The following is a 16004-nucleotide window of genomic DNA, read 5'->3' as shown; positions in this document are numbered from 1 at the left end:
GAACGTTGCTCCGATCCGCCGCGAGAGCCATCGACGAGAATCCGCCCACACCGCCGCTACCGATGCACCACGGTTAAATACCACTAGGTGAAATTACCCAGTAATGAAACGCAGAACGTTCCTTCGAACGGTCGGTGCCGGCGGCGCGGCGGGGATCGCGGGGTGTCTCGGAGGAGGCGGCGACGGCGGATCGACGGACGGACCGACGGCGAGCGGAACGGACGAGACGGCGGCCGGGACGACGACCGGGACCGCCGAACCGAGCACGCCGGAACTCGTGGTGTCGACGTACGGCGCGTTCGTCGACGCGCCCTCGACGAGTCCGGGTCCGTGGCTCAAGGAGACGTTCGAGTCGGAGTTCGACGCGACGATCGAGTTCGCGACCCCGGACAGTGAGATCAACTACTACATCGAGCGAGCGCTGCAGGGGGCCGAAATCGACGCCGACGTCTACGTCGGCCTCAACGTGGATATGCTCATTCGGATCGACGAGCGACTGGACGACGGCCTGTTCGTTCCCGTCGACGACGTGTCCGGACAGGGCGACGTGAAGGAGGGACTGAACTTCGATCCCGAGGGTCGAATCGTCCCCTACGACACGAGCTACGTCAGCCTCGTGTACAACGAGGCGTTCGACGGCGGCGGCTTCGCCGCCCCCGAGACGTTCGACGGGCTACTGGAGTCCGAGTACGAGGGCGACCTCCTCGCACAGAACCCCACCGGGAGTTCGACGGGGAAGTCGTTCCTGCTGCACACCATCGCCGAGAAGGGCGCTGACGGGTACCTCGACTACTGGGAGGAACTGCAGGCGAACGACGTCCGCGTGCTCGCCGACTGGTCGACGTCGTACACGGCCTACGAGAACGAGGAGGCCCCGATGGTCGTCTCCTACTCGACGGATCAGGTGTACGCCAGCCAGTCCGGCGAGGACCTCGCGAAGCACCAGATCCGGTTCCTGAACGATCAGGGCTACGCCTACCCCGAGGGGATGTCGGTCTTCGAGGGGACCGATGAGCCGGAACTCGCCAGACAGTTCCTCGAGTTCGTCCTCCGGCCGGACGTGCAGGGTGAGATCGCCCAGCGCAACGTCGCGTTCCCGGCGACGACGACCGCCGAACTCCCCGAGGAGTTCGCCGAGTACGCGAAGGCACCGCCGGAAGCAGTCACTTTCACGTACGACGAACTTCGAGACAACGTGAGTGAGTGGACGCAGGCGTGGGAACGGCAGTTCGCCAGCAAGTGACGGCGACGGCGTCGATGGCGGTGGCGACGATAGCGTCGACGGCCCGTCTTCAGACGACGGAGACGGAACCGTGACGTCGCCTCGATCAGCCGACGCGCCACCGTCGGAGACGCGGTGGTCCCGGGCTGGCTCGGTCGCGGCTGCGCTCCGACGGCGGATCGAAGCGCAGGCCCTCACAGTCGGGTCCGCCGTGACCGCCCTCGTCCTGCTCGTCGTCTTCTACTACCCGGTCGCGACGGTGTTCGTCGACGCGGTGTTCGTCGACGGACGGCCGACCGTCGAGCCGATCGTCTCGGTGCTCTCCTCGCGCTTTTACCTCGTCGACATCTTCGGGTTCACCGCCTATCAGGCGCTGTTGTCGACGGTCGCCTCGGTCCTTCTGGGACTGCCCGGCGCGTGGATTCTCTCGCGGTTCGAGTTCCGCGGCCGAAGGACGCTGCGCTCGCTGACGATCCTCCCGTTCGTGATGCCCTCGATTATGGTCGCGATCGGGTTCGTCGCGACGTTCGGCCGGAACGGGACGCTCAACGGCGTCCTGACGGCGATCGGCCTGCCGCCGGTCGAGCTGCTTTTCACCCTCGAAGCGATCGTGATCGCGCACGCGTTCTACAACGCGCCGCTGGTCGCGCGGGTGACGACCGCCGCCTGGGAGAGCGTCGACGCCTCCGCGATCGAGACGGCCCGGAGCCTCGGCGCGTCGCCGACGCGGGCGTTCCGCGACGTGGTGCTCCCGCAGTTGCTCCCAGCCGTTGCAGTCGGCGCGACCCTGACGTTCGTCTTCACCTTCGCGTCGTTCCCGATCGTGCTCGCGCTCGGCGGCTTCCAGTTGGCGACTGTCGAGGTGTTCATCTACTCGCGGATCCAGAACCTCGCGTACGCCGAGGCGGCCGCCCTCGCCGTCGTCGAGACCGCGATCTCGCTCGGGTTGACGTACTGGTACCTCCGTTACGAGGGTCGCACCCGCGGCTCGGGGCAGGGCGCGCGCCCGCAGCCGCGCTACTCGCTGTGGCCCGGCTCGTGGACCGCCAAAGCGGCGGGCGCGCGGATCACGATCGCCGCCTACGGCCTCGTTGTGCTGGCGGTGTTCGTCGGCCCGATCGCCTCGATGGTGCTCACGAGCCTGACCGGACCGGGAGGCGGGCTGACGCTGGAGCACTACCTGTTCCTCCTCGAACGGCAGCAGACGGGCGCGTCCTATCAGGTCCGTCCGCTCCCGGCGATCGCGAACTCGCTGCGGTTCGGGGTGGGGACGCTTCTCGTGGCCGTCCCGATGGGCGTCGTGATGGCCGTGCTGACGACGCGGGAGTTCCGCGGTCGCGCCGCGATCGACGCGCTCGCGATGGCACCGTTCGCCGTCTCGGGGATCGTCGTCGGCCTCGGGCTGCTCCGCGGGCTCGTCTTCGGCGTCGACGTCTTCGGCACTCGGGTCCAGGTGACCGGCGCGATCGCGGTCGTCGCCGCCCACGCGGTCGGCGCGTACCCCTTCGTGACGCGGAACGTCGCGCCGCTTCTCGGAAACCTCGACCCGCGACTGGTCGAGTCCGCACGCAGCCTCGGCGCGAGTCGGGTCCGAGCGCTCGTCGACATCGAACTGCCGCTGGTCGCCGCGGGCGTCGTCGCGGGCGCGGCGTTCGCCTTCGCCATCTCGATCGGCGAGTTCGACTCGACGGTCGTCCTCGCAGAGGGGTCGACGAGCTACACGATGCCGGTCGCCGTCGAACGGTATCTGGGGCGGCGGCTCGGTCCGGCGACGGCGATGGGCTGCGTCCTGCTCGCTGTCACCAGCCTGAGTTTCGTGATTATCGAACGGTTCGGCGGGCGATATGGCGAACGAGGAGGGTTCTGAGATGAGACTAACACTGGAAGGCGTGCGAAAAGAGTACGGGGACACGGTCGCGCTCGGCGGACGGGAGAACGCGGAGAGTCGGCTCGACACGGGCACCGGCACTGACTCCGACCTCCGCACCGGCACCGGCACCGACTCCGTCACCGACGGCGTCTCCTTCGAGGTCGACGACGGGGAGTTCTTCACGCTCGTCGGGCCGTCCGGCTGCGGCAAGACGACGACGCTCCGACTCGTCGCCGGGTTCGACTCGCCGACGTCGGGGACGGTTCGGTTCGACGACAGAGCGATGCGCGGCGTGCCGCCGGAGGACAGAGACGTCGGCGTCGTCTTCCAGAACTACGCGCTCTTTCCGCACCTCTCAGTCGCGGAGAACGTCGCCTACGGACTCAAGTTCGCGGATCCCCCGGACGGAGAGACCCGAGAAGAGCGGGTGACGTCGCTGCTCGAACTCGTCGACCTCCCGGACGCGGGGGATCGCGATCCCGACGAACTCTCCGGCGGACAGCAGCAGCGCGTCGCGCTCGCCCGCGCGCTCGCGCCCGATCCCGACCTCCTGCTCCTCGACGAGCCGATGAGCGCGCTCGACGCCCGGCTCCGCGAACGCCTGCGGATGCAGATCAAGGAGATCCAATCGACGCTCGGAATCACGACCCTATACGTGACCCACGATCAGGAGGAGGCCCTCGCGATCTCCGATCGCGTGGCGGTGATGAACGACGGTCGCATCGAGCAGATCGGGACACCGCAAGCGGTGTACCGACGGCCGGAAAGCCGCTTCGTCGCGGAGTTCGTCGGCGACAACAACGTCTTCGGGGGGACCGTCGTCGACGTTCGAGCGTCGAACGCCCAATCTCGTCCGCGTTCAGCGTCTGAAGCAGCAGAATCTCCACTCGAAATGGAGGGGTTGCGAGGCGAGAGCGACGACGCAGGGGTGGAGGAGAGAGAGACGGGAGACGCCGGAACGCAGGACCTAGAAGCCGAGGCTTCGGTTCGGGAATCAGAATCGGGGCGGTCCCGGGCCGTCACGGTCGACGTCGAAGCGGTCGACATTCGCATCGAAACGCCAGTCCCCGTCTCGGCGGGCGATCACGTCGTATTCTGCGTTCGACCCGAAAAGATGCGGGTTCGCGATGCCGGCGATCGACCGACGGGAGAGCGAGCGCCTGCGGAAGGTCCGGATCCGGTGTCGAACGCCCTGGAGGCGACCGTGTCGGAATCGGAGTTCCTCGGCGATTCGACGCGGACGCATCTCCGCTGGAAGGGTCGCGAACTGACGGTTCGGACCGACGATCCGATCTCCGGGGCGGTGCGCGTCGAGTTCACCGCCGCGGACGCGCACCTCGTCGAGCGAAGCGAGTGAGTCGACGGGTAGTTACTGGGTCAGTGAGGCCTGGGTCAGTGAGGCCTGGGTCAGTGAGGCCTGGGTCAGTGAGGCCTGGGTCAGTGAGGCCTGGGTCAGTGAGGCCTGGGTCAGTGAGGCCTGGGTCAGTGAGTCCGCATCTGACGGTCAGAGAGCGACGCCGACGGTGAGAAGCGTCCCGAAGGTCCGGTAGCGCTCGACCATCGCCTCGCGGGAGTCCCAGTCGTCGGTCGGGAACGCCGACGCCGGCGGGATGTCGATCTCGCGGTCCGGGATCGAGTCCTGTTCGGCGACCGCCAGTCCGGCCTCGCGGAACGCGGTTCGGTACTCCGCGGCGGACCACCGCGTCATATCGACGTCGATCCGCTCCTGCCACTCGTGGGAGTGGACGTTCTCCTCGTAGTAGTTCACCGCGCAGTAGAACGTCCCGCCGGGTCGGAGGATCCGCTCGATCTCTTCGAGGGTGTGCTCGGGATCGGTCGCGTAGTAGAACGCCTCCATACTCCAGACGTGGTCGACGCTGTCGTCCGCGAATGGGAGGTCGTCGAAGTCGCCGACGAGGTAGCCCACGTTCGGATCGTCTGTGTACGACCGCGCGTTCCGTGCCATCGCGGGCGACCCGTCGAGCCCGTAGACGCGGCCCGCGTCCTTCGTGTCGCGGAGCGCGCGCCCGGCGTACCCGCTCCCACAGCCGAGATCGAGGATCGTGTCGCCGGCTTCGACGGGCATCCGAGCGAGGGCGTGTTTGGCCGTGTGCCAGTGGCGGTCTTCCATTCCCTTGTCGCGTCCGTCGGTCGCCCACGCGTCGAACTCGGCTCTCACGCTCATACGTCCCCGTCGTCCGGACGGGACAAGAACCGTGGGGATCCTCCTCCCGCGACCGGGGGCCGTCGTCCAGTTCGAGGCGTCCGTTTCGAATCGAGCGAATCGAGAGACAACGACCACGAGTCGAGAGACGTCGAACGCGGATCAAGAGAGGACGGACGAGACGGGTGTCTATTTACAAACCGGTATCGTTGATCGCGTATGGTCGGGCGTCGTCGCCGGTTCGCGCTCTCGGATACGGTCCAGCAGATCGTCGGCGGATTCCTGCTCGCCGGACCGTTCGTGGTCACCGAGGAGGTGTGGGTACTCGCGGGGAGTATGGGACTGCTTCAGACGCTTTTGACGGTGATTATCGTTCTCTCGATCGGGTATGGTGCACTGTACAAAGCCGACGACAGGAACCCGGACCGCGAGACCGAGGTCGGCGGCGTCCCCCTCCGGTTCATCTCGCTCATCTCGGTCTCGTACCTGTCGGTGATCATTCTCGCGATCGCCTTCGACGCGCCGGGGACGTTCGTCGGCGCGACTGGTGGTGGGAGCGTCGAATTCGTCGGCGTCGAGATCGACCTCGGACTGCTCGGATCGACGCTGAAGGCGATCAGCATCAGCGCGGTGTTCAGCGTCATCGGCGCGGCGACGGCGGACTCGCTGTACTGAGGTCGTGATCGCGGCTCGTCGCGCTGGTTCCGTCGGGATCGAGGGACCGAACCCCGCCGAGCCGTCTCCCGCACGGTTAAGTCCGCGGGGGCGCACCTACGGTTATGGATTACGCGCTCGCGATCGACAACGCACCGGATTCGATTCCCGGCGGGACAGGGGTTCTGTTGCTGCATCCGAGCATCGGGGAGACCGATCGGATCGACACCGACTTCCTGAAGACGGACACGGACCACTTCCTGGTGATCTCGACGCGAACGACCGCCCGCGAGGTCGAACAGAAACTCGAACACTACGATGTCGACGAGTCGAAGGCGGTCGTTCTCGACACGCTGTCCGTCGAGCGGGGGTACACCCGCCGCCGAACCGACCGCGTCCACTACGTGTCGGCCCCGGACGACCTCGACGGGATCGTCGCACAGACCCGAGACTTCCTAGAGTCCCACGAGGGGAAACTCCGAGTGAGCGTCGATTCGGTGACCGAGATGGCCTACTACGCCGACGTCGACGGGGCGTACGAGGCGAGCGAGCGACTCCTCGGACTCCTCGACGAACACGACGCCGTCGGCCTGTTCCACCTGTCGAACGAGGTCCACGACGAGGAGACGATCGATCGGTTCCGCGGCCTCTTCGACGCCGTCGTCGAACTCGACGTCGACGGCAGCGTCGAAACCGAATTCTGAGCGATAGTTCCGCGCGTCGGGCGTCTCACTCCCCGCTCTGCTCAGTACCCTCTTCCAGTTTCTCGAAGGTCTTCGCGGCCCACTTGACCCCGTAGTCCGCACCGTACTCGACGAACGCCTGCGTGTCGAGCGCGCCGAACGGCGCGGGGAGGTCGAGCCCGTGTTTGACCGCCGAGCAGGCGTACTCGGTCGCCTCCGCGAACGAGGTCTGCCCGCGGGCGACCGATCGGGGGAGCGTCGAGAGTCGCCCCTCCAATCGGGATCCGGCGTCGGCCCACGCGTCGTAGAGATCCGGATGCGTGTCTTCCCACCCGGCGAACGTCTCTCTCGTCTGGAGCCCCAGCCAGGCGTCGTAGAGTGCGGCGGCGATCTGATAGACGTCGGCCGGCCCGAGCGGGACGGCGTCGTCGAGGTCGCGGTAGGACTCGCCGAAGAAGGGGAGGAAGTGCTCCGGGGCGTCGGTGCCGATCTGGACGAACGCCTCGGCGAGGAGGAACTCGAGGAAGGGAGCGGGCGTCCCCTCCGCGCGCTTTTTCACGAGTACCGTCGGCGGCGTCGTCTGCCGCGTCCACACGACGGTCCCGTCGCCGGGCATCCCCACGGTGAAGTCCGGCCCCGCGTACGCGACGAGCGCTCGCGGCGCGTCGTCGGAGAGCCACTCGCTGGGGTACGTCGCCGGGTCGAGTCCGTCGGCGAGCAGGCCGAGATCCTCCGCCGCGGCCGAAGGAATAGTCTCGAAATCCGCCGCGACGTCGAGAACGAGCGCCCCGGGCGCGTGCGCCTCGCGCACGGCGTCGAGGTCCGCAGAAAGGTCACGTGTCTCGAACATAGGCGCTGTTGGGGACGAGACGGTTTCAGGGGAGCGATCGAGCGTCCGATGGGGCCTTGTAGCGAAGACGGCGAGGGAACGGCTACGACTACCCGAACGCCAGCGCGAAGACGATCGCGATGGCGAGAACGGCCGACACACCCACGGTACCGAGGACGATCTTGGTCGCTTGACTCATACGTTGACGTCAGAGCCAGAGCGCATAAAAGCTTCAATCGACCGCGCCCCCGACGGCCGGTGACCGCCCGAGCGTGGCATTCCGACTAGGACTCCGAGGAGTCGTCTGGAGTCGTATCCCACGTGTCCGGGACTTCGATGACGTAGCGGCCGTCCTCCTGCAGCGAGATGATGTACTCCGTGCGGTCGTACAGTTCCATGAGGTTGAGTTCGTACTCGCCGGGGGCGACGATTCGAATGCTCTCGAACTGCTGATTGAGTTCCGCGCGGAGGTCTTCGAGGTCGGGCCGGTCGTCGCTCGATGGTTCGATGACGCGGCCGTCCGAGTCGGACGGACGGGAAGCCGCGTCTTCGGACTCGTCTTCCGCTGCGCTCGATCTGCTCGCCGCCGCCAGTTCGTCTGGCGAGACGACCTCGCTTCGGGCGCTCGCCTGTGCGTTGTCCTCGATAGATTCGTCGGCGGACAACTCAGCACCGTCGGTGTCGACTTCGACAGCGTCGGTGTCGGCCTCGGCAGCGTCGGTGTCGGTTTCGGCGGCGTCGTCACCGCCGAAGGCCGGATCGGTTCGCGGTTCGGCCGAGGGCTCCGACGGTCCATCCGCGGGTCGAGTATCGTCGTCCTGTCCCGGCCACGCTTTCGACGAGGGGGACAGCCGCGTTCGGTCCGAACTCTGGCTGTCGGCCTCTTCGGGTGTGGTCGCCGAGTGGTCAGGAGTCGCCTTCGAGCCGTCGGACGTCGCCGCCGGACGGTCGGACGTGGGGGTCGATCGGTCCGCACCCTCCGGGCGGTCGGGCGTCGGGTCGGAACGGGGCGCGGGTTCGTTCGAGGCGGCCTCGCCCGGGTCTGTCGCCGTCGACGGTCGGAACTGGAACTTGTTGCCGCCGCAGTTCGGACAGCCCGACAGCATCTCCTTGGACCCGTCGTCGAACACGCGTCCGCAGTTTGTGCATTCGTGAGGCATCGTTGTGGGTTATCGAGGCCGCGCGCGCCGTCGCAGACGTGGTGCGTGCGGAGTCATCACTTTCGGGAGACGAGCGCGCTGATGAGGTTCTCGTCTTTGTGAAGCGTCTCGATCTGGTTCGCGGGACCGATGACGGTGAGCTTCTTCGTCGACTCTTTGCCCATAATCCGGCCGAGGATTCCCTGACTACTGCCGCCGGACTGGGGGTACGTCTCGATCTCGATCCCGTTGAACTCGTCGGGGCTGATCTCGGTCATCGTGACTTCGATGAGCTTCGACTCCTCCTCGGGAGCGAGTCCCTCTTCGAGGACGACGATGTTTCCCTCGCGGACGCCGTCGAGGATGAGTCGGATCTTCTCCATACTCGTGAGCCCCTCCATCCGCGCGCCGCTGATGAGGTCGATCTGGACGCCGTTTCTGGAATCTCCGGGTGTCGCTTCCGGCATCGTGGTCACCCGAAGTACTCCGCGATCTTCCCGTACACTTCGTCCATATTGTTCCCCTCGAGCGCCGACAGCGGGACCGTCTCGTGCTGCGGGAACGCGTTCGCGATGCGCTGGACGTTCGAGTCCTCGAGGTCGGTCTTGTTCGCAAAGATGAGCACCGGGAGGTCCTGGCTCTCGATGATCCCGATCAACATCGTGTTGACCTGGGTGAACGGATCCTCGGAACTGTCGAGGACGTAAATCACGCCGTCGACGTCCTCGCGGAGCCAGTGCATCGCCTCGGCGACGCCCTCGGTCGCTTCCCGGGAGCGACGGACGGCGTCGTCCTTCTCCATATCGTGTTCGAGGAACTCCTTGTAGTCGACTTTCGTCGTGACGCCGGGCGTGTCGACGATGTCGATACTGACGCTCTTGCCGTTGCGCTCGATCTCGACGTTCTCCTTTCTGCGCGCGCGTCGCGTCTCGTGCGGGATGTGGCTCTCCGGGCCGACTGCGTCTCCCGTCCAGTCACGTGCGATTCGGTTTGCGAGGGTCGTCTTCCCGGCGTTCGGCGGTCCGTAGATGCCGATCCGTTTCGGCTCGGCGTCCGAGAACATCCGGTCGACGGCCCGTGAGATGCTGTCTCTGAGGTCTGTGAACAGTCCCATCCTGGCCTCCCGCGCCTCCCGATACCGGGTCGTGGAGGGCGTATGGAGGTACCACATTTCCGTGTTCACTTAAACACTGCGTCAGACAGAGTGACCCCGTTACGAGGAGACGTCCGGTGTTTAATCGCTGTATACCGTTCGAGATCGCGCGTCTCCGTCGCAATCGTCCTGAGGTAGAGTCGTCTTCCCCGGCGAGTAGTGGGCTTCCGATGCCGACGTCAACGCCGGCGACGAGAGCGATGCCCCCCACCCCTTCGTTTCGGGTGGAACCCGACGTAGGTGGGGGAGGGGTCGCCGGAGGCGGCTCTAAGAAACGGTGGTTTTATTATCCGATATCATAAACCGGACCCGCACTGCAAGAATACAATTAATTTCAACCTTATAGTTATTTAAGTTTAGTAAGTATATTACTGAATTTTAACTCCGGTTGCAATGCGAGGGGATACACTCACCGCATTCCACCTGAAACGAAGGGGTGGGGGAGGGGGAGAGACCAGCTTACGGTCTGACGCTCGGGGACGACCTACCGGGGGGACTTTGAGTGATCAGACAGCGGCCGACTGAGACAGACGTGAGAACTACGGACGGAAGATTCGACAACCCAAGGAGAGAACGGATAGTCCAGTGGCTCCGAACAGACCACCGCCACTTAGGCGGGAGATGGAATCCGAGCCGCACGATCTATCGGATCCAGAATCCGTTCGGTTCTGTGCCGCGCGGATTAGATTCGTTACTCGTCTCCGGTAGCGACTGCCTACGAGAGTTCGTCACCCCACGCTGCTCGCAAGCGAAGCCAACAAGAAAGAGACAAGTTTTTTGTAGTGGCTGGTCCTTTGCTTCGTCTGCATCAACTGGACACGTCTACGAAAGAGAAACGGCTGAATTCGTTTTTCTCTCCCGCTTTCGGCTATCTACCGGCTCTGCGGGGCGTGATTTCCAGTCGAAATGAGGGGGTACACGAATGGAAAAAGATCCACAGTCCGGCGACGACGATGGGCCGACTGAGGCAGAAAAGCACACGCGTAAGGAGGGATTAACGGAGGCTGAACGGCCTTCCGCCGCGGAGGCCGAGCAGACTGAAGACGACCTCCCGTCCGAGGGTCGTGACGGTGATCCGCAGTCTGAAGACGGTGCGCTCGAACACCCGCGAGTGGGTGGTGACGACCGGCAGTCAGCCGCTGACGATTCGCGATCTACCGCTGGCGATTCGCAGTCGTCTACCGACGATGCCCAATCGACCATCGCCGATCCGCAGCCGAACGCGAAAAGTCCGCAACCGGACGAGCGTACCGACTCGCCGTCCGGGACTGAGGGCTCCCAACGAGAGATCACTGCTACCGAACCGACCGACGGGACGGAAGTCGACGGCTCTTCCACGTCGGATGACCCCTCCGCTTCAAGTGGAGATTCTGCCGCAAGTCCGTCCGACGCGACTTCCGACGGACACTCGGCCGAGACCGACGGCACGTCGGGCGATATCGCCGCAGACTCGATAGACCGCCCGGTCACTGCCGAAGACATCGACATCAAGGAGAGTATCGGCCCGAGCGACTCGGCGAGCGGTTCGTCGTCGACCGGCACCGACGTCAGTCTCGACGAGGTCGTTCTCGACGACGACGGCGACAGTCAGGGGCTGTTCGACGACCTGCTCTCCGGCGAGCCGATCTTCGAGAACAAGGAGGTCCTCCGTCCCTCGTACACGCCCCACGAACTCCCGCATCGGACCGAGCAGATCAACCAGATGGCGACGATTCTGGTCTCCGCGCTCCGGGGGGAAACGCCCTCGAACATCCTGATCTACGGCAAAACTGGGACCGGAAAGACGGCGAGCGCGAAGTTCGTCAGTCAGGAGCTCGAATCGACGTCGAAGAAGTACGACGTCCCCTGTGAGGTCGAGTACATCAACTGCGAGGTCACCGACACGCAGTACCGCGTGCTCGCGCAGTTGGCGAACAAGTTCATCGAGAAGAACCAGGCGCTCGTCGACGACGAACTCGACGAACTCACGGAGCTCCGCTCGCGCGCGGAATCCGATTCCGCGGCCCTCGACGGGTCTGCCTACGAGACGGCCGAAGCGGTCGCCGAGCGGATCGAGGAACTCGAAGCCGACCGCGAGGAGATGGAGCCCGTTCCGATGACGGGGTGGCCGACTGACCGGGTGTACTCGACGTTCTTCGACGCCGTCGACTACGAGGAGCGCGTCGTCGTCATTATGCTCGACGAGATCGACAAACTCGTCGAGAAGTCCGGCGACGATACGCTGTATAACCTCTCGCGGATGAACTCCGAGCTGGACAACTCCCGGATCTCGATCATGGGCATCTCGAACGACCTGAAGTTCACCGACTTCCTCGATCCCCGGGTGAAGTCCAGCCTCGGCGAGGAGGAGATCGTCTTCCCGCCGTACGACGCCAACCAGCTCCGAGACATCCTCCAGCACCGCGCGAACGTCGCGTTCAAAGACGACGCGCTCACCGACGACGTCATCCCGCTGTGTGCGGCCTTCGCCGCGCAAGAACACGGCGACGCCCGCCGAGCCTTAGACCTGCTTCGCACGGCGGGCGAACTCGCCGAGCGGGGACAGGCCGACACCGTCGAGGAGGCGCACGTCCGGCAGGCCCAAGACAAGATCGAACTGGACCGCGTCGTCGAGGTCGTCCGCACGCTGCCGACCCAATCGAAGATCGTCCTCTTCTCGACGATCCTGCTCGAAAAGAACGGGGTCCACAACGTCAACACCGGCGAGGTGTTCAACATATACAAGCGCCTCTGCGAGGAGATCGACGCCGACGTCCTCACCCAACGGCGGGTCACCGACCTCATCTCCGAACTCGACATGCTCGGGATCGTCAACGCCGTCGTCGTCTCGAAGGGACGCTACGGCCGGACGAAGGAGATCTCGCTCTCGGTCCCGCTGGACGAAACGGAGGCGGTTCTCCTCTCCGATTCCCGCCTCGGCGACATCGAGAACGCCCAGCCGTTCGTGCAGGCGCGCTTCGACAACTGAAACCGACCCCTCCGGCCCGTCGAGCGGCGCGGGGTCGAACGCACCCGTGCAAACACCACCGTTCAAACGCTACTATAATAGCGATGGGACTGCTCTGTGCTGACGGATGTTCGACGAGATCATGCAGAAGTTCGAGGGAAGCCCGAGCCAACAGGCGGTCATCCGCCTGCTCCTCGAACGCGGATTCTCCGTCAACGACGACGGTCGAGTCGTCTCCGGCGGCATCGAGATTCCGAACACCGGAATCGCCCGCGAGATCGACGTCGACCGCCGCGTCGTCGACTCCACGACGACGGCCATCCTCGAGGACGAGGAGCTCAGACGCATCTTCCAGAACATCTCGTCGTTCCCGAGCCTGATGGACCTCGCGCCCGTCCTCGACCTCTCGGTCCTGACGATCGAACCCAACGACGCCGAGCAGCCCGGAATCGTCGCCGAGGTCACGTCTCGACTCGCCGAACGCGGCATCTCGATTCGACAGACGATCAGCGAGGACCCCGAGTTCACCGACGAGCCGAAACTGTACGTCGTGACCGACGACCCGCTGCCGGGTGACCTGCTCAACGAGCTCTCCGCGCTCGAATTCGTCCGACGCGTCAGCATCGCCTGACTTTTCTCAACTCGCGGACGCGAACCACTGCGACCCGCGGACGCGAATCCTTTTCACCGAACCCGGCGCTACAGTCCTCTGTGACCGACTCGTCCGATCGACCCGAAACGCACCCCGACGCCTTCGAGACCGTGGCCGGTCGCGGTCGAGCCCGCTTCGAGATCAAGGGCTCGGAGTTCATCGGCTACGTCGCCCCGGCGAACACGGTCGCGGAGGCCGAGTCGTTCGTCGATCGGATTCGAGACCGACACTCGGACGCGACGCACAACGTCCCCGCCTACCGCGTTCCCGCTTCGGACTCCTCCTCGTCGCAGTCGGGTGGCGCTCCATCCTCGTCGAGTTCCACTGGGGGATCGGCCCCGTCGAAACCGAACCCTCCCACACCGTCCGCGATGCTCCGTGAGTACCAGTCGGACGACGGCGAGCCCACCGGCTCCTCCGGCAAGCCCGCGCTGAACGTCCTCGTCCAGCGCGACCTCAGAAACGTCGTCGCCGTCGTCACGCGCTACTACGGCGGGACGAACCTCGGCGTCGGCGGACTGGCACGCGCCTACTCCCGGGCGGTCAAGGAAGCGGTCGACGACGCGGGCGTCGTCGAGACGGTCCCGCACGAGACGTTCGCTGTCACCGTCGAGTACGACGACTCGGGGACGGTCCGCGGCCTTCTCGAAAGCGCGGACGTCGAGTTCGAGGCCGCGTACGAGGCCGACGTCGCCTTCGAGGTCCGCGTCCCCGTCGGCGAGGCCGCCGCGCTCCGGGATCGAATCCGAAGCGCGACGAGCGGCCGCGCCGAGATCGAACAGTAGTCGGTATCGTGCGGTAGCCGACCTCGAGCGGTAGTGGATAGCCGCGCAACGACGGCCGAGTGACCGCGCCACGACTCCGGATGACTATCGTTCTCACCATTGCCGCAGGAATCGTAAGGGGGTTCGGTTCCGACGCTTCGCTTCGAACGATAACCGACCGATGAAAGCGAGGTTCGAGGTGAAGGAAGGGGGTCGTTCGCCGCCGTCGCCCGTCGATCGCCGCCGCCGACCCCGTAGCTGAAACCGCTCTTTGTCTCACACCGACATTCTTGGTGTGGGTTCTCGAAACGGCTCGTATGGTCGCCATCGACTCGGAAACCCTGTTCAACGGCGCGGCTGCGGTGCTCACGACCGTCGCCGTGCTGTTCTTCGTTCTCAACGTCGATCTGGGCGTCTCGCCGGTCACGAAGACGCTTCTGGCGGTTGGCTTTCTCGCGGGGATCTTCGCGATCTCGCAGCGAACCGACGACCGGCAGTTGACGCTTCTCGGCTACGGCGTCGTCGTCGTCTCGATCGTCGGCGTCTTCTTCGACGTCGTGAACACGTTCGATCTGGGCAGCGGCGCGACTGTCCTCGGTCTGCTACTGCTCGCGGCCGCGCTGTTCGTCCTCCGGACGCGCTTCGACGGCGGGAACCGGCTCCTCTCGGGCAAACAGGCCACCTATCTCTTCGGAGCGATCTCGGTGATCGTCGCGGTCGTCCTCGTCGTCGACGTGGTCTCCGGTGGCCTCGCCTACGAACTCCAGGTCGAGAATCAGATCGAGATCACCGACTCGCCCCGCGAGGACGTGCAGGTCGCCTCGATCGTCGTCGACAACCCTACGCCGCTCCCCGAGCGGGTCGAAACGCCGAACTACGCCGTCTGCGCCGCCGGTGACTGGAGCGAGTACAGGCATCCGGGCGAGCCGGAACGAGAGGAGCGCCCGCCGGTCCGCGCGCACTTGAACGTCCAGGACGGGTACAACGAACACGTGCTTGGATTCAGCTCGAAGACGTATCCCGTGACGCTGTATCTCGACGCGGCGAACGCGACCGGCGAGACCTTCCCGGTCGAGCGGACCGACTCTTGCCCCGACGACGAGAGCGGTTCACCGTACATCGCCATCTTCGAGTCGAGCGAGAACTCCCGCTTCTACGCGGTGTGAGGGGCGCGCCTTCGTGGGGCTGCCCGAGCGAATCTCAGTCGACGATGATGTCGCTGTCGCCGCGTATCTCGTCGTCGCCGCGAGCCTGCGGTTGCATCTCCGTCCGATAGCGTTCGATCCAGTCGGCGAAGCAGGACGGGCAGAGCCGCTGACTGTCGACCTCCGAGCGGTCGACGTTCAACTGGACGGTGCGCGCGAGCGCCTCTTCGATCGGATCGCCGCAGGCATCGCAGGGTTCGCTCCCGGTCATACCTGCCCGTGTGCGGCGCGTCGGTAAAGGTGTTCACGTCGATTCGGAAGCGATGGGGGTCGAGCTCGTCCCGATCGATCGGGAGCCGAACTCACGTCGTCCGGAACGCGCGGTCCCCGGCGTCGCCGAGCCCGGGGATGATGTAGCCGTCGTCGTCGAGGTGATCGTCGATGGCGACGGTCAGGAGGTCCGCCTCGGGGAACGACTCGCCGACGCGGAGCAGCCCGTCGGGCGCGGAGACCGCCGAGAGAACGAACAGGTCGGCGGGTTCGACGTCGGCCGATTCCAGGACGTGTTCGAGGACGGTGCACATCGTCGAGCCGGTCGCGAGCATCGGATCGGCCACGATGACGGTGTCGTCCTCGGTGATCTCGGGGAGCTTCACGTAGTCGATGCTGATGGGGAAGCTCCCCTCCTCGTTCATCCCGGCGCTCTCGTCGCGACCGGCGCTGATGACGCCCTGCTTCGCGCGGGGGAACGCTTTCAGCAGTCCCTCGACGAACGGGGTCGC

The 16004-nt window shown here is 65.4% G+C and carries 18 protein-coding genes; 9 read left to right on the top strand and 9 right to left on the bottom strand.

The genetic code is table 11. The features are described from left to right. Window positions 1-103: 103 nt before the first annotated feature. The 3 genes from ACP99_RS04770 (at window position 104) to ACP99_RS04760 (ending at window position 4449) form a co-directional block, all read left to right on the top strand. Entirely contained in the window at window positions 104-1243 is a 1140-nt protein-coding gene (locus ACP99_RS04770; RefSeq protein ID WP_049985501.1) for a thiamine ABC transporter substrate-binding protein, read from the top strand. A 157-nt stretch (window positions 1244-1400) separates the two neighbouring features. After that, window positions 1401-3089, top strand: a complete 1689-nt coding sequence (locus ACP99_RS04765) for an ABC transporter permease (RefSeq protein WP_049985649.1) — start codon at window positions 1401-1403, stop codon at window positions 3087-3089. Window position 3090: 1 nt separating this feature from the next. Beyond that, entirely contained in the window at window positions 3091-4449 is a 1359-nt protein-coding gene (locus tag ACP99_RS04760) for an ABC transporter ATP-binding protein (protein WP_081927155.1), read from the top strand. Window positions 4450-4461: 12 nt separating this feature from the next. Here ACP99_RS04760 and ACP99_RS21500 read toward each other — a convergent pair whose 3' ends face one another. Next, window positions 4462-4578, bottom strand: coding sequence for a pentapeptide repeat-containing protein (locus ACP99_RS21500; protein ID WP_081927157.1), 117 nt, complete (start codon window positions 4576-4578; stop codon window positions 4462-4464). Between the two features lie 18 nt (window positions 4579-4596). Then, window positions 4597-5277, bottom strand: a complete 681-nt coding sequence (locus ACP99_RS04755) for a class I SAM-dependent methyltransferase (RefSeq protein ID WP_049985499.1) — start codon at window positions 5275-5277, stop codon at window positions 4597-4599. Between the two features lie 198 nt (window positions 5278-5475). Here ACP99_RS04755 and ACP99_RS04750 point away from each other — a divergent pair, with 198 nt between their 5' ends. Together ACP99_RS04750 and ACP99_RS04745 are read left to right on the top strand one after the other, a co-directional pair. Next, window positions 5476-5931, top strand: a complete 456-nt coding sequence (locus tag ACP99_RS04750) for a DUF2391 family protein (RefSeq protein WP_049985498.1) — start codon at window positions 5476-5478, stop codon at window positions 5929-5931. Between the two features lie 104 nt (window positions 5932-6035). After that, window positions 6036-6614 (top strand): DUF7090 family protein, encoded by a 579-nt coding sequence (locus tag ACP99_RS04745; protein WP_049985497.1) that lies wholly within the window; start codon window positions 6036-6038, stop codon window positions 6612-6614. 25 nt (window positions 6615-6639) lie between these two features. Here the strand turns inward: ACP99_RS04745 and ACP99_RS04740 are convergent, their stop codons facing one another. From ACP99_RS04740 to ACP99_RS04725, 5 genes are all read right to left on the bottom strand, one after another. After that, complete coding sequence (locus tag ACP99_RS04740; protein WP_049985496.1) at window positions 6640-7443, bottom strand: DUF7089 family protein; 804 nt, start codon at window positions 7441-7443, stop codon at window positions 6640-6642. A gap of 88 nt (window positions 7444-7531) precedes the next feature. Further along, window positions 7532-7621, bottom strand: a complete 90-nt coding sequence (locus ACP99_RS21600) for a hypothetical protein (RefSeq protein ID WP_449271587.1) — start codon at window positions 7619-7621, stop codon at window positions 7532-7534. A gap of 85 nt (window positions 7622-7706) precedes the next feature. After that, window positions 7707-8582: an OapC/ArvC family zinc-ribbon domain-containing protein gene (locus tag ACP99_RS04735; RefSeq protein WP_081927139.1), complete on the bottom strand. Its 876-nt coding sequence runs from the start codon at window positions 8580-8582 to the stop codon at window positions 7707-7709. 56 nt (window positions 8583-8638) lie between these two features. Continuing rightward, window positions 8639-9028: a DUF2073 domain-containing protein gene (locus ACP99_RS04730; protein WP_049985648.1), complete on the bottom strand. Its 390-nt coding sequence runs from the start codon at window positions 9026-9028 to the stop codon at window positions 8639-8641. Between the two features lie 5 nt (window positions 9029-9033). Next, the gene (locus ACP99_RS04725; protein ID WP_049985494.1) at window positions 9034-9675 is read right to left on the bottom strand and encodes an Era-like GTP-binding protein; all 642 of its coding nucleotides are present in this window, start codon (window positions 9673-9675) and stop codon (window positions 9034-9036) included. Window positions 9676-10636: 961 nt separating this feature from the next. On the opposite strand from ACP99_RS04725, the gene ACP99_RS04720 reads away from it, so the two are divergent. From ACP99_RS04720 to ACP99_RS04705, 4 genes are all read left to right on the top strand, one after another. Next, window positions 10637-12682, top strand: coding sequence for an AAA family ATPase (locus ACP99_RS04720; protein ID WP_394324857.1), 2046 nt, complete (start codon window positions 10637-10639; stop codon window positions 12680-12682). Window positions 12683-12788: 106 nt separating this feature from the next. After that, entirely contained in the window at window positions 12789-13292 is a 504-nt protein-coding gene (locus ACP99_RS04715) for an amino acid-binding protein (protein WP_049985493.1), read from the top strand. A gap of 80 nt (window positions 13293-13372) precedes the next feature. Further along, window positions 13373-14098, top strand: a complete 726-nt coding sequence (locus tag ACP99_RS04710; RefSeq protein WP_049985492.1) for an IMPACT family protein — start codon at window positions 13373-13375, stop codon at window positions 14096-14098. Between the two features lie 296 nt (window positions 14099-14394). Beyond that, on the top strand, window positions 14395-15243 hold the full coding sequence (locus tag ACP99_RS04705) for a hypothetical protein (RefSeq protein ID WP_049985491.1): 849 nt from the start codon (window positions 14395-14397) through the stop codon (window positions 15241-15243). A 34-nt stretch (window positions 15244-15277) separates the two neighbouring features. Here ACP99_RS04705 and ACP99_RS04700 read toward each other — a convergent pair whose 3' ends face one another. Beyond that, complete coding sequence (locus ACP99_RS04700) at window positions 15278-15493, bottom strand: DUF7569 family protein (RefSeq protein WP_049985490.1); 216 nt, start codon at window positions 15491-15493, stop codon at window positions 15278-15280. A 91-nt stretch (window positions 15494-15584) separates the two neighbouring features. Further along, on the bottom strand, window positions 15585-16004 hold a 420-nt coding region (gene upp, locus ACP99_RS04695; RefSeq protein WP_081927137.1), incomplete at its 5' end, for a uracil phosphoribosyltransferase.

It is taken from the genome of Halobellus rufus (assembly GCF_000739575.1).
Classification (GTDB): domain Archaea; phylum Halobacteriota; class Halobacteria; order Halobacteriales; family Haloferacaceae; genus Haloquadratum; species Haloquadratum rufum.
This window is presented reverse-complemented; position numbering and strand designations above follow the sequence as displayed.